Origin of the sequence: Thalassotalea piscium (assembly GCF_030295935.1) — a bacterium.
Taxonomy (GTDB): Bacteria; Pseudomonadota; Gammaproteobacteria; order Enterobacterales; family Alteromonadaceae; genus Thalassotalea_B; species Thalassotalea_B piscium.
Genome location: NZ_AP027362.1, coordinates 382,753 through 396,403 on the forward strand (window position 1 = coordinate 382,753; position 13,651 = coordinate 396,403).

Annotated in this window: 12 protein-coding genes; 2 read left to right on the plus strand and 10 right to left on the minus strand. The window is 37.5% G+C overall.

Annotated features, from left to right (window positions below; genetic code table 11):
• Window positions 1–41: 41 nt before the first annotated feature.
• From QUD79_RS01540 to norR, 4 genes are all read right to left on the minus strand, one after another.
• A complete protein-coding gene (locus QUD79_RS01540) occupies window positions 42–206 on the minus strand; it encodes a CCGSCS motif protein (protein WP_184425164.1) in 165 nt (54 codons plus the stop codon).
• Window positions 207–285: 79 nt separating this feature from the next.
• Entirely contained in the window at window positions 286–1,482 is a 1,197-nt protein-coding gene (locus QUD79_RS01545) for an NnrS family protein (protein WP_184425166.1), read from the minus strand.
• Complete coding sequence (locus tag QUD79_RS01550; RefSeq protein ID WP_184425232.1) at window positions 1,469–1,738, minus strand: hypothetical protein; 270 nt, start codon at window positions 1,736–1,738, stop codon at window positions 1,469–1,471. Before QUD79_RS01550 ends, QUD79_RS01545 begins: the two co-directional genes overlap by 14 nt.
• A gap of 392 nt (window positions 1,739–2,130) precedes the next feature.
• Complete coding sequence (gene norR / locus QUD79_RS01555; RefSeq protein WP_184425168.1) at window positions 2,131–3,693, minus strand: nitric oxide reductase transcriptional regulator NorR; 1,563 nt, start codon at window positions 3,691–3,693, stop codon at window positions 2,131–2,133.
• A 242-nt stretch (window positions 3,694–3,935) separates the two neighbouring features.
• Between norR and QUD79_RS01560 the strand changes: the two genes are divergently transcribed.
• Together QUD79_RS01560 and QUD79_RS01565 are read left to right on the plus strand one after the other, a co-directional pair.
• Window positions 3,936–4,409: a hypothetical protein gene (locus QUD79_RS01560; RefSeq protein WP_184425170.1), complete on the plus strand. Its 474-nt coding sequence runs from the start codon at window positions 3,936–3,938 to the stop codon at window positions 4,407–4,409.
• 140 nt (window positions 4,410–4,549) lie between these two features.
• Window positions 4,550–7,246, plus strand: coding sequence for a M14 family zinc carboxypeptidase (locus QUD79_RS01565; protein WP_184425172.1), 2,697 nt, complete (start codon window positions 4,550–4,552; stop codon window positions 7,244–7,246).
• 115 nt (window positions 7,247–7,361) lie between these two features.
• On the opposite strand, the gene QUD79_RS01570 is transcribed toward QUD79_RS01565, so the two are convergent.
• The 6 genes from QUD79_RS01570 to QUD79_RS01595 all read right to left on the minus strand — a co-directional run bounded on the left by QUD79_RS01570 (window position 7,362) and on the right by QUD79_RS01595 (window position 13,615).
• Window positions 7,362–7,910 carry a GNAT family N-acetyltransferase gene (locus tag QUD79_RS01570; protein ID WP_184425174.1) on the minus strand — a complete coding sequence of 183 codons (549 nt, stop codon included), beginning with the start codon at window positions 7,908–7,910 and terminating at the stop codon, window positions 7,362–7,364.
• Between the two features lie 350 nt (window positions 7,911–8,260).
• On the minus strand, window positions 8,261–9,181 hold the full coding sequence (locus tag QUD79_RS01575; RefSeq protein WP_184425177.1) for a manganese-dependent inorganic pyrophosphatase: 921 nt from the start codon (window positions 9,179–9,181) through the stop codon (window positions 8,261–8,263).
• A 295-nt stretch (window positions 9,182–9,476) separates the two neighbouring features.
• Window positions 9,477–10,493, minus strand: coding sequence for a cytochrome d ubiquinol oxidase subunit II (locus tag QUD79_RS01580; protein WP_184425179.1), 1,017 nt, complete (start codon window positions 10,491–10,493; stop codon window positions 9,477–9,479).
• Entirely contained in the window at window positions 10,490–11,899 is a 1,410-nt protein-coding gene (locus QUD79_RS01585) for a cytochrome ubiquinol oxidase subunit I (RefSeq protein WP_221435228.1), read from the minus strand. The genes QUD79_RS01580 and QUD79_RS01585 overlap by 4 nt, the downstream gene beginning before the upstream one ends.
• Before the next feature lie 15 nt (window positions 11,900–11,914).
• Entirely contained in the window at window positions 11,915–12,457 is a 543-nt protein-coding gene (locus tag QUD79_RS01590; protein ID WP_184425181.1) for a GbsR/MarR family transcriptional regulator, read from the minus strand.
• A 186-nt stretch (window positions 12,458–12,643) separates the two neighbouring features.
• Window positions 12,644–13,615: a class 1 fructose-bisphosphatase gene (locus tag QUD79_RS01595; protein ID WP_184425183.1), complete on the minus strand. Its 972-nt coding sequence runs from the start codon at window positions 13,613–13,615 to the stop codon at window positions 12,644–12,646.
• Between the last annotated feature and the right edge of the window lie 36 nt (window positions 13,616–13,651).

A 13,651-nucleotide genomic window follows, 5' to 3' on the forward strand; every position in this document is an offset into this window, starting at 1 on the left:
AGACCCTACCGCTGGCAGTAATTGAGATAACTACTTTTGAGTTATTGTCCGCCACAACCACCGCAACAAACGCCATCTTCACCGTGAACGGGCTTTTCTTTTTCAACTTTTTGTTCAACGGCTTGTTTATGCTCTGCATCGCTTGGTGTGAATTGCTCTGGTGCTAATTCTTTTTTAGTCTTTGTTGGGTTTAAAAAGCTAAACATAATGTATCCTCTTTTTTGATGTTAAATATTTATGTTATTCAGTCTTCAGCGATGATGACTGAAATTGATTAGTTGTTGGTTAACCACTTCGGCCATCGGTTCGTGCCTTAAGTAAAATAGGTGTGTAATAAATAAGGAATATTCCAAAGCCCAATGCCCAGCCGATACCAGCAAGCAAGTAGCCTAAAGATGACAAATTAAATAATGGTAAAATAAAGCGTAGTAAGGTGGCAATTAACAGCACAGCAAATGAGAGGTTAACCCATCCATTACTTTGTAATGATCTAGCCGTATGGCCTAACGATACGCGCGACATCATGGCTAGTGTCATAGTACCTATTGTACCTACGGTAATAATATGCAGGGCTGCGGAGAAACTGATCACATTAAAATAATAGCTGCTACCTAAGGCTACATAGCCAATGCCCATGTTTAAATAGGCAAAATGTAATGACCATAACAATGGTGTTTTTAGGGTTGATAAAGTTCGCCAGTTCGCCATACGGGCAATTTGGCAAGCTCCTGCAATTAAAAATAATACCGGTAATACAACCGAAAGATTAAACCAGTAACTTAGTGCAAAACATGCAATGGTTAATGCCATTACAATGGCCATAAATCGTTCTAAAAAAAGCTTTGCATTTATTGCGGGTAAGTTTAAGGCGCGAGTTGTAAAGAATGGAATGACTCGACCACCTAAAATAGTAACAACAGCTGTGATCATAAGTACGGCTAGATAAGCTAAGTGGCTTGCAAAAGAAATATTGTAAGTAATGCTAGCATATAGCATTGTTGCGTTTAACGTTGCTAATAGTAGTAACAATGGAATAAAAACTAGATTACGACCATTGTTTGACTTAATAAGCATATAGCTGAGGTAGGCAACAGAAACAGCCCACCATATTAATTGGGCTATCATTCCTATTATCAATATTGCAGGTGAGTTACTGATAAAAGCAATACGTGCAACCAGCCAACATAACACTAAAAGGGCTAAATTCCAGCCATGTATGCTTCGAACCCCTGTCCATGTTTGTGCTGCAGTCAGTAAAAAACCAATAACAATACTAGCGGCAAAGCCGAATACCATCTCATGACCGTGCCAGTTATTAACTGCGATACCTCCCTTCCATGTTATAGCGCCATTAATAACAGCTAGCCAAACAATTAATGAGAGTATCGAAAGCAATACAGGTAATAAGAAAAATGGCCTAAATGCTAGTCTAAAAAAAGGCATAATTGATAATTCTTTGCTTAACACTTCAGGCTGTAGCATAAACATCCTTAGCTTTTGTGCTGGCACTGTCAGCGTTCAATTCTTTTGTAGCTGCCATTAAAGCAACAACAGTTAATTTAAATATGCCAGCTAAAACAATTGTTAAAATATGTGCACTGACTTGTACCCCAATAGAAAAATACTCTGCGTATGGATAACTAATCAGTAAGCAACTAATAAACCCGATAAACGAGAAAATTAACAGGTAGCGACCATAATGGATTACTTGATTGAGTAAAGGCATAGGTTTAAGCATTGTTTACTCCGCTAACAGAGAAAATAAAGTGTTAATTAGCGCTAGGCTTGCTTTGAAGATTCGCATCGATAATTGGCCTTAAAGGGTTAGAAATAACATCAAAACTCATAAGAATTTCTACTTTATAGTAACAATACACAAAGCATGCCAGAATAATTTACACTTAATTATCAGTGACTTATTGTTTTTTGGATGAGTAGTTATAACTAAAAGGTGTCATTTTGACTTTATTTTAATGTCTAAATGACACGGATAGCGGCTAGAGAAAGTTATTTGGGCTACAGTTTTATAAAAATATCTGACTTTCAAATTTTATATTTTATGCTTTTGAATTTAATGGTTTTTATGGTGAGCTCTAATAAGGTTTGGTTTGGTTGCAATGTAGGTTCGTGTCAATTTGACTTGTTTTGTTGCAGTTGACTGATATCAATGCCGAGGCGTTTGGACAACCTGTAGAGATTAGCACGATCTAGTTGTAGCTCTCGAGCAGCCTTTGCCCAGATATAATCATTACTTGTTAGAGCTGATATAATTATTTTACGTTGAAAGTTGGCAACTGCCTCGTTGAACGGTAAATTTTGATGAGTTAATAATGCTGACGTATCTTGAATCTGGGCTGCAGTGGGGATATCTAAACCTAAGTGTTCAGGTTCTATCATTCCTTGTTTACCTCGTGTATTCGTTGTTGCACGTAAGCCTGCGCGCATTAATACATGCTGTAGCTCCCTAACGTTACCAGGCCAATCATAATGCATTAATAGCTCCATCGCCGCTTGGCTTATTTTGACATTATTAGTGCCCAGTTTTCCTTTAATATTATCAAGAATAAAGCTGCTTAATTCGGGTATGTCTTCAATTCGGTTTCTCAACGCAGGAATGTGTAGTGGGAAAACACTTAGCCTGTGGTATAGATCTTCACGAAAACGACCTTGCTCAACTTCTTCTAGTAAGTTTCTGTTAGTGGCAGCAATAATTCTCACATCAACGTAAATGTTTTTATCCATACCAACGCGTTGAATTTCTCCTTCTTGCAATGCCCTTAATAACTTTGCTTGTCCATTTAAAGAAAGCTCGCCTATTTCATCAAGAAATAAAGTGCCTTTATTAGCAAGCTCAAACTTTCCAATGCGTTCTTTATCTGCGCCAGTAAATGCACCTTTAACATGACCAAAAAGTTCACTCTCTATTATACTTTCAGATAAAGCAGCACAATTAATTTGTACCAGTGCATTATTATTTCTTAAAGACTCAGCGTGGAGTGTTCTTGCCACCACTTCCTTTCCAACGCCGGTTTCACCTGTAATAAGTACAGATAATTGAGATTGGGCAACCACTTTAATTTCATTCTTAAGTTCGCGCATGCTGGCACTTTTACCAATAAAGCTTGAGCCTTTAGCATCGCGTGCTTCTTTAACTAACTCATTGGCTAAGCAGATACTTTGTTCGTTTTTTTGTTCAAGTTGGGCAATTAACTTTGCGTTACGAATAGTGGCTGCCGCAAGTGCAGCGATTGTTGCAATTGTTATGTCGTCTATTGCGCGAAATGCACCAACTGTTAATGCGTCTAAGGTGAGCACTCCTACAAGCTTTTCTTCTACATATAAGCAACAGCCCATACAGTCATGCACGTCTAATGTCCGCTTAGGATCTATGGCTAACAGCCCATCATAGGGATCGGGGTAGCTTGAATCTGCATCAAAGCGTATTGGTTTTCTAGAAGACAAAATTGCTTTTAAGCGGGGGTGCTCTTCAGGGTTAAACTTCATATTTAAAACTTCAGGCGATAAACCATCAATAGCAACAGGTACTAGCTTGTCGCCTTCTAACTCAAGTAAAGCAACAGCATCACAAGGCATCACTTCATTAACCGCTTGCATCAAACGTTTATAATGTGCTTTTTTGGGTAAGCTTAAACTTAAATCTAGTGCGATTTTTAATAAGGTTTTATCTAACAAAATAGTACCTTTACTGAAAAGTGATAGTAACTTATCTACTATCGTTATTGGATCCCGCTATTTCGTTGTATGAGCTTAGCATTGTTGTTATATATTTTATACTCAAACTAGCATAAGAGTTAGGTACACCACTGCAAAATTAATTGTCTGTTAATATGAAACACACTTGGTTGATTATCTCGCTATGAAATCTTTTTAATTTGTGCTTATATCTAGCTTTACATTCTTTGTTAGGATTTTAAATGAAACTGATTAATTTACCCTTACTATTATTAATTACTTTGGGCAGTAATTTTTATGTTATGGCTGAAGAAAAAGTGGATCACAGTCATCACCATGATGCGAGTCAGCAACAAATAGTTTTGAACCATGGTGAGAAATGGGCAATTGATGAAAGCTTACATATTGGTATGACATCAATTAAGCAAGAGATCACAAAGCATATAGATGAAATTCATTATGACCGTTTTACAGAACCACAATATGCACAGTTAGCTGGAGCACTCAATAATCAGCTAAACTACCTTTTTGAAAACTGCAAACTGCCGCCAGAAGCCGACGCACAGCTTCATATTTTATTAGCACAAATTGCTGAAGGTGCAGGTAAAATGAAACAAGGCAATAAGAAAAAACAGGGGGCGATATTGGTGATAAAAGCATTAAAAGATTACCCTGATTATTTTAACGACCCACAATGGCAGGCGCTGCTACATTAATAGTTATAAATATTGTAGAAAGATAAATACGTCACTCAGTAAACGCAAATATAGTCTAATGTGAGTGACTATTTCTATTGATAAAAAAGCAACTTAACGATAGTTTAGTCACTATCTTAATACTTGGAATTGGTAAGCTCATGGCGTTTTACGTTAATCCTATAATTTATACATTGTTTATTACCCTTTTTATTTCTTTTACAACTTTAGCTAACTCTACTTTAAACATGTGGCCTGGCAGCCAATACGATACAAGTATTCCTACGTTTAAGCAGGTTTTGGGTTACGATGTAGGCGAAAGAATTACTGACCATAGGGATATGCTTCGCTATTTTGAAGCTCTAGAGTTGGCTGACCCTAAGCGGATTAAGCTATTTGAATACGGACGTACTTGGGAAGGGCGAAAACTTATTTATGCGGCGATAGGCAATAGTGAAAATATTGCAGATTTAGACGGGTTTGCAACACAAATGCAAAAACTATCTGATCCTCGTAAAACTGATAAAAACACAGCAAAGTCCTTAATTAACCAGTTGCCAAGCTCAGTATGGTTAGGCTATGGCGTACATGGTAATGAAATAAGCAGTACCGACGCGGCTATGATGACCGCTTACCATTTATTAGCAGCGAAAAATGAGCCTACTAACCAAGCCATTTTAAAAAGCACTATTGTCTTTATTGACCCTTTACAAAACCCTGATGGCCGTACTCGCTTTACTAGCAGGTATTATGCGACTGTAGGAATGAAGCATAGTAGCGACCGGTTAAGTGCAGAGCATAACGAACCATGGCCAAGTGGGCGTTCTAACCACTATCTATTTGATATGAATAGAGATTGGTTAGCAATTACCCAACCTGAAACGGCTGGAAGAATTAAAGCAATGAATTATTATCGTCCTTTAGTGGTTATTGATTTACACGAAATGGGAGGCGATCAAAGCTATTATTTCTCACCTTCAGCGCAACCCTTTAATCCACATATGACAAAAACTCAAATTGATAACATGTCGGTTATTGGTAAAAATAATGGTAAACATTTTGATCGTTTAGGTTTTGACTTTTTTACCCGTGAAATATTTGATGCGTTCTATCCTGGTTATGGCGATAGTTGGCCGACCTTCTATGGTGCATCAGCATCTACGTATGAAGTTTCATCATCTAGAGGTGAGATCTTTAAAAAGAATACCGGCGAGATGCTCACGTATTTCAATACCGTTCACCGACATTTCGTTGCTTCAATTTCAACAGCAGAAGCAGTTGCAAAAAATCATGAGAAGCTTCTCGCTGATTATTATGAATATCAAGTGAGTGCGATTAAAGCAGGTAAAGACAACAAAAAAGAGCGTGTTTTTATTATGCCAAATCAGCGTAATAAAGCGGGTACTCACCGACTTGCTACCTTAATGGCACAGCATGATGTTGATGTTTTTAGAGCCAAAGAAGCATTTAAAAGTTGTGGTAAAAGTTATCAAGCAGGTACTTACTATATCGATACTGCTCAACCTAAAGGCCGTTTTGTACAAACTACCTTTACTCAACAAGTTGATATGGATAGCAACTTTTTAAAAGAGCAAGAACGTAGACGTAGCCGTAAATTAAACGATGAAATATATGACACCACGGGTTGGTCATTACCTCTAATGTTCGATGTCGATGTAGAGCACTGTGGTAAAGCAATCACTATCGCGAGCGACAAAGTCAGCGAAAACGATAAACTGACTGGCGCAGTAACTAATTTAGCTGCCACTGTCGGTTATGTTGTGCAATGGGGAGATATGGCAGCAGGACGCTTTTTAACTGAAGCGTTATTACAAAATATAGCGGTTAAAAGTGCAGATAAAGCTTTTGTTTTAGATGGAAAACATCACTTTAATGCGGGATCGTTAATAATTGAAAAACGTAATAACGATGCTGACTTAATGACGAAAATTGAAAAAATAGCTGCCTTAACAGGTGCACAGGTTATGGGTGTTAATACCAGTTGGGTAACGCAAGGACCAAGTTTTGGTAGTGGCAATACAGTTACCATGACAGCCCCTAATATTGCGATGGCGTGGGACGTGCCTGTTAATTCGCTAAGTGCAGGTAGCACAAGGTTTGTTATTGAACGTCAATTTAACTATCCGGTAACTGCAATTCGCACACAAACCTTAAAAACTGCAGACTTATCTCATTACCAAGTGCTTATTCTGCCTGCTGGCAACTATAAAAGTGTATTAGGTAAAGCTGGGGTAAGTAATATTAAGCAATGGGTCAAACAAGGAGGCGTATTAATTACCCTAGGCAGTGCAACCAAGTTCGCTGCTGACCATACTGTTGCTTTATTAGATGTTAAAAGAGAGCGTGCATTTAAAGACTCAGATGACAAGTCGTCTGACGATAAGAGTAAAGAAGAATCTATGGTTGACGGAAAACTATTTACCTCAAAAGACGATTTAGTCAGTGCAAGTGAAAATAGCAAAGAAAAACCAGATTATGTTGCTGGTGTACTGGCTAATATTGAAGTAGATCAAGAGCACTGGCTTACTGCAGGTGTTAATAAAAGTTTAGTGGCTATTGCAGCAGGTAACGATATATATACACCAATTAAGTTAGCCTCGGGTAAAAACCTAGCTTGGTTCAATGCTGCCGATAACGTGCTAGCTAGCGGCTACTTATGGGAAGAAAATAAGAAACAACTTGCTTACAAGCCTTTTTTAATTCATCAGCCTATGTCCAAAGGTATGATTATTAGCTTTACCCAAGATCCAACAACAAGGGCTTATTTAGACGGTTTAAACCTTATGTTGTTAAATAGTATTTTCAGGGCGTCTGCTCATGCATCGCCTCTAAGATAAAATGGCTAGTAATACCAATTGAAATAACTAACATTAAAAATGCCAGTCAGCTATTAACTGACTGGCATTAAATGATTGGTAGTTTTTATTTCTACGTTTGTTTCTAGATTTGTTTCTAGGTTTTATAGTTATTGCTAACTTGATAGTAAACCACATCACATTCAAATAATGGGTCAATATGGCGATATGTTTTTATATAGCTCATCCCTATTTTTTTCATTACGCCGATTGAAGCAAGGTTAGTTTCATCAGCGATTGCGCTAAAGCATTTAATCTCTTTGTTTGTACTTAATTGCTTTATAATATTTAGTGCAGCTTCGCTTGCATAGCCTTTTCCCCATGTTGATTGAAAAAAACGCCAACCAAGTTCAATATTATCAATCTCAGGGGTATCTGAAAAAAAGTGCATCGGGCGAGCTAAAACCCAACCAATATACTCATTAGTATCTATGGTATTAACCTGCCATAAGCCCCAGCCTTTTACTGCATTTCGATAGGCATTCATACGTGGTATTAATACTGTATTTATTTGGTCACGTGATGATGGCTTCCCGCCATTAATAAATGCCATTACTGCTGGGTCTTGATCAAGCTGAAACAGCTTATCAGCATCATCATTATTCATTAATCTGTATGATAATCGAGTGGAATTAGCAATTTTCATAGTCAGCAATAATTGGTGAAGGGGAGTGTTATAGACTAAAGCATAAGCTCTGTATTTTACAGAGCTTAATACTTAACCTGAATTCGGGATAAGCTAAGTACACCAAAGCTACGATTTTTGCGCGTATCTACGTTTAATTTGCTACTAATAGCCAGCTATTAGGTACACAAATCAGCCTTGATTCGCACAAAACTTATAGCATTGGTAGTAAAAATGCACAGAACTTGTGAAAAATAATTTAACGGATTGTAAAGTATTACTTTAGATGGTTTTTATGCACATCCATTATCCCGAACTCAGGTTAGCTTAATTTTTAAGTTGGGGTAATGGACAAAGCCGACTAGTTAAGCTTAGGCTAACGAGTCTTGAAGTGGTGGAACCACTTGTTTTTTACGTGATAAAACACCGTCAATCCATACACGATTATTTACCGTTGCTTTACCGTAGGCTTTTTCAGTTAAGTTGTCGTTATCACTAACCACTAAAAGTTCTGAACCTTCTTTCATAATATCGGTAAGTAATAAAATAACACTATGGCGATTACCTTCAGTTTTTAATTGAGCAATGTCAGCAATTAATTCGTCTTTCATTGTGTCAAAAATACTTAAATCGATGACTTCTAGTTGACCAATCCCAACTAACTTCCCGTGCATGTTAAAGTCTTTAAAATCACGTAACACCAGATCACGAATTGGTGTGTCTTCTACCGCTGATTTTACTTTAAACATTTCCATGCCTAATGCTTTAGGATCTTCAATACCAGCAATTTCAGCTAGTGCTTCAACACACTTAATATCAGCTGTTGTACAAGTGGGTGATTTAAAAATAACCGTATCGCTTAAAATTGCGCAAAGCATTGCACCCGCAATATCTTTAGGTATCTCTACATCATAAAAATCGTACATCATTTTAATAATGGTATTGGTACACCCTACAGGCCTAACCCAAATCTCTAATGGAGTAGAGGTAGTGATGTCACCTAATTTATGATGGTCGATGATGCCTAAAATAGTTGCATCATCAATATCGTCTGGACCTTGTACGCGATCAGAGTGATCCACAATATATAAACTTTCACCAGCATAGCTTGTTTTTAGTTCAGGTTGTTCGAAGCCAAACTTGTCTAAAATAAACATGGTTTCTGGTGATAACTCACCTAAACGTGCAGGTACTGTTTCTTCGCCTAAAGTGGTTTTTAGGTATGAAAGGGCAATAGCTGAAACTATTGAATCTGAATCAGGGGTTTTATGACCCACCACATAATTTGGCATTTAAAATATCTCTTACTTAATTTTGCGACATTCTAACAAAAACTTATTACTAAGGTAAAAACATACCTGTATTTTTTTTATGTGCTACATCCATATTAACCCTTAGGGCGTGTTGATCTTTACTGTACACTTTTGCAGCGATTTATTTGGTGTTTATACAAGGCTGAACTTATGTAATGGGGTTGTTCCCCATAAATAAGTGAAAACGCCGTAGAAAAACTACACTTTATTCGCTACGCCTCAATTAAATCATGTTTAATTCGTACGAAATTTTTACTCGAAAGATCAACACGCCCTAGTAATTTAGCTTAGTTGTTTTACCCCAGAAAACGCGATAAGAAAAAATTGTATAAGCGATAATAGTTGGTAGCACTATGACGGCACCTATAAAAATAAACATTAAGGAATTACGTGCGCTAGCAGCCTCCCAAATAGTAATTTTTTGCCAAATTATGTAGGGATAAAAACTATATGCCAGCCCTAAAAACGATAAAATAAAAATCAGTGTTGCACATACAAATGGAAACCAGCAGCCAACATCATTCTTAGTTGGCACTTTTGTAAGATATAGATGAATAGAACTAAACAAGAATATTAATAAAAAGCTCATTGGGATCATGACAAAAACTTGCGGAAAACTTAACCACTTATCCATTATCGCTTTATTAAAGAATAGATTTGTTAAACAAACGGCAATAATACCTATTGCCATTAATGTATTACAATAAATAGCCCATCGTGCTGCTTTAATTTGTAGCTTACCTTCAGTGCGCATGACTAACCAAGCAGCCCCAATAAAAGAATAACCAGCGGTTACGCAGATACTTGCCAAAATAGAAAAACCATAGCCAAAAGTGGTGTTTTCGAAACCTGTAACATAGCGTCCCAACATATAGCCTTGGCTGAGAGTGGTTAATAAAGAACCTGCTTTAAAAGCTAAGTCCCATTTTGTTTTATTTTTACTTGGGGCTTTTGTTCTAAAATCGAAAGAAACGCCTCTCAATATTAGACCTACCAACATCAAGGCTGTGGGAAGGTAGAGCGCTTGTAAAATTATTGAGTATGCGCTTGGAAAAGCAATAAGCAATAAGCCAATTGCCATAACTAACCATGTTTCGTTGGCGTCCCAAAAAGGACCAATAGAGTAAATCATCATATCGCGATGTTGTTGATTGTTTTCTTGAGCAGTGTCGGATGGAAGTAAAACACCGACCCCTAAATCATAACCATCCAATATTGCATAAACTAAAAATGATAATGCCATTAACCCTAGAAAAACCGCGGGTAACCAATCGTTGTCAGGAATATTCATGGTGCAGACCTTGTTTGAGTATTGTTAGGGATTTCAAGTAACTGATCGTCTTTCATGTCCGATCTGGCCAGATCTTTTTGTTCTAAGTTAATGGCTCTATGTGTCATTACAAACAATGTGCTTATGTAGGCAAATAATAAAAATGTATATACGGCTATATAAATGGTCAGTGATATTGCGATATGCTCAGAAGGCGTATTGGTTACAGCATCTCGTGTTCTTAATAAACCTGTAACTAGGTAAGGTTGTCGACCTATCTCAGTAACGTACCATCCGGCAAGCGTAGCCACCCACCCAGAAAAGGTCATTAGGATAGTGCTTTTAAGTAACCAAGATGGAAACTGTTTTTTATAGACGAAAAAATAACAACCTAACCAAGCGCAAGTTAACATGAGTAAGCCAACCCCGATCATAATTCGAAAGCTATAAAAAACTGGTGCTACGGGTGGGTGCTCACCCTTAAATTCGTTGAGGCCTTTTACTTCACCATTTTTGTCGTGAGTTAAAATAAGGCTAGCTAATTTTGGTATGGCTATTTCAAAATTATTTTTACGCGTTTCTTCATCAGGTATCGCAAAAATTAATAATGGTAACCCTTTTTCAGTTTGCCATGCTCCTTCCATTGCTGCTACTTTAGCAGGTTGATATTTAAATGTATTCAACCCATGTAAATCGCCTATAAACAGTTGCAAAGGCATCGCTATTGCAGCAACGACTAACGCAAATTTTAACGCTATTTTTGCAGACGACTTACTATCACCTTTATATACTCGATAAGCTGATATACCTGCAACAAAGAAAGCTGCAGTTAGCGCTGATGCTAATAACATATGAATTACGCGGTAAGGCATAGAAGGATTAAAAATCACCTCAATCCAACTAGTTACATAGGCTACACCGTCGATCATTTCGTAACCTTGAGGAGTGTGCATCCATGAATTAAGCGCAATTATCCAAAACGCCGACATGCTGGTACCTATGGCGACAAATAATGTTGCCGCGGTATGAACGCGTTGGGAAACACGTTCACCACCAAAAAGCATAATAGATAAAAAAGAGGCCTCTAAAAAGAAAGCGGTAAGCACTTCATAGCCTAATAAAGGTCCTGCAACATTGCCGACAGTTTCCATATAACCAGGCCAGTTTGTACCAAACTGAAATGACATAGTTATACCTGTAACAACGCCAATGGCAAAGCTAAGGGCAAAAATACGTACCCAAAATCGGTAGATACGCATCCAAGTCTCGTCTTGGGTTTGACTATATCGTATTTTGAAAAATAACAGCATCCAACTAAGCGCAATATTTATCGTTGGAAACAAAATATGAAAACTAATATTTAAGGCAAATTGAATCCGAGAAAGCATAAAGCTTAACTCGTTAGGATCCGTAGCTATATCGAGCATAACAGTACTACTCCGTTATTTTTTAAGGAATTTTTCTTTAGCGTCAATAATTTTGCTAATGCCTGAACCCAGCTTTAGCAGTGTAGATAGCTTCTCAGAAGACATATTTTGCAGTTCAGTACTCCAAACGGTAACCATTTCCATTAAGTCATGCATTTCTCTAACGCGTTGCTGAGTATATTTGTCGGCATCATTTACTGGTTCTTGTAATAGTGCATCACGAAATGTACTGAGCGTTGGGTCGAGTTCTCGTTTTCTGCGTTCAACTATCAAGGTACGGGCAATTTCCCAGATGTCTTTAGGAGCTAAGAAGTACTCTTTACGATCGCCAGGAATATGGTGTAGTTTTATTAGATTCCAAGATTTAAGCTCTTTTAAACCCATGCTTACATTCGAACGAGAAATGAGTAACGCATCACTGATTTGATCGGCATTAATTGGCTGTTCAGTTAACACAATAAGCGCGTACATTTGCCCTAATGTTCGATTTAGCCCCCATCGAGAGCCCATTTCACCAAAATGAGAAATTAATGTTTGCTGCATTGGTGTTATTGTCATTTTTGTATCTTTTGAATTTTCAGTAATTTGTGAAAATTGTAATCCTTTATTGATTTAAGTCAATACAATTGCCACTTTTTTTGCTGTATGTTGAAGCGAAAATGAAAGCAACTTGCTTTCATGGGATTAAAAAAGCCCGTTAAACAGATGTTTAACGGGCTGTACTGGTTTTTAACTTTAACGAAATTATTTTTTGTAATAAGACAGGCAGTGTTCTACTTCGTTTTTAGAGCCCATAATTACTTCAACACGTTGGTGAATATCGCTTGGTTCCATATCCATAATACGACCTTCGCTAGTCATTGCCATGCCTCCAGCTTGCTCAATTAAAAAACTCATTGGGTTTGCTTCATACATTAAGCGCAGTTTATAAGGTTTATTAGCATCTTTATTGTCAGCAGGGTAGGTAAAAATACCACCGCGAGTTAGTACGCGATGAATGTCGCCAACCATAGCAGCGATCCAACGCATATTAAAGTTCTTTCCTCTAGGGCCAGTATCACCTGCAAGTAAGTCATTAATATAATTTTGCATTGGGGCTTGCCAAAAGCGTTGATTCGACATGTTAATGGCAAATTCTTGTGTATCAACAGGTACTTGTACATTACGCTCAACTAGTAAATAGCCACCATGTGTGCGATCTAGTACATAAAAGTGGGTGCCTTTACCTGTGGTCATTACCAACATAGTTGAAGGGCCATATAGTACATAGCCTGCGCACACTTGAGTATTACCTGCTTGCTTAAATTGATCAGGGTCACCAGCGGCTAATTCAGGTTTTGCTTTATGAATAGAAAAGATGGTGCCAATGAGTGAGTTAATATCAATATTAGAGCTGCCATCTAATGGGTCAAATGAAACAATAAATTTACCATTGTCTTCACCGGCAACGGAAGTGTCTTCTTCTTCTGATGAAATAGCTTTAACAAAACCAGATTCTAGCAAGATATCTTTAAACAATTCATTAGCGACTACGTCGAGTTTTTTTTGCACTTCGCCTTGTATATTCTCATCAAGGGTAGAGCCCATTAAACCGCCTAATTGTGCTTGGCTTACACGAAATGAAATTTCTTTGGTAGCTGCAAGTATGGTTTTTATTAATGAGATTAAATCGAGAGGAACATTGTCAGCTCGTAGTGCCGGCGCAAGTCGTTGCATTTTGATACCTAATTAACTTTGTTGTTGTATGTATTT

Bases quoted from the DNA above. Each gene is read 5' to 3' on its own strand.
- QUD79_RS01540 (WP_184425164.1), bottom strand. From the start codon at position 206: ATGTTTAGCTTTTTAAACCCAACAAAGACTAAAAAAGAATTAGCACCA.
- QUD79_RS01545 (WP_184425166.1), bottom strand. From the start codon at position 1,482: ATGCTACAGCCTGAAGTGTTAAGCAAAGAATTATCAATTATGCCTTTT.
- QUD79_RS01550 (WP_184425232.1), bottom strand. From the start codon at position 1,738: ATGCTTAAACCTATGCCTTTACTCAATCAAGTAATCCATTATGGTCGC.
- QUD79_RS01560 (WP_184425170.1), top strand. From the start codon at position 3,936: ATGAAACTGATTAATTTACCCTTACTATTATTAATTACTTTGGGCAGT.
- QUD79_RS01565 (WP_184425172.1), top strand. From the start codon at position 4,550: ATGGCGTTTTACGTTAATCCTATAATTTATACATTGTTTATTACCCTT.
- QUD79_RS01570 (WP_184425174.1), bottom strand. From the start codon at position 7,910: ATGAAAATTGCTAATTCCACTCGATTATCATACAGATTAATGAATAAT.
- QUD79_RS01575 (WP_184425177.1), bottom strand. From the start codon at position 9,181: ATGCCAAATTATGTGGTGGGTCATAAAACCCCTGATTCAGATTCAATA.
- QUD79_RS01580 (WP_184425179.1), bottom strand. From the start codon at position 10,493: ATGAATATTCCTGACAACGATTGGTTACCCGCGGTTTTTCTAGGGTTA.
- QUD79_RS01585 (WP_221435228.1), bottom strand. From the start codon at position 11,899: ATGCTCGATATAGCTACGGATCCTAACGAGTTAAGCTTTATGCTTTCT.
- QUD79_RS01590 (WP_184425181.1), bottom strand. From the start codon at position 12,457: ATGACAATAACACCAATGCAGCAAACATTAATTTCTCATTTTGGTGAA.
- QUD79_RS01595 (WP_184425183.1), bottom strand. From the start codon at position 13,615: ATGCAACGACTTGCGCCGGCACTACGAGCTGACAATGTTCCTCTCGAT.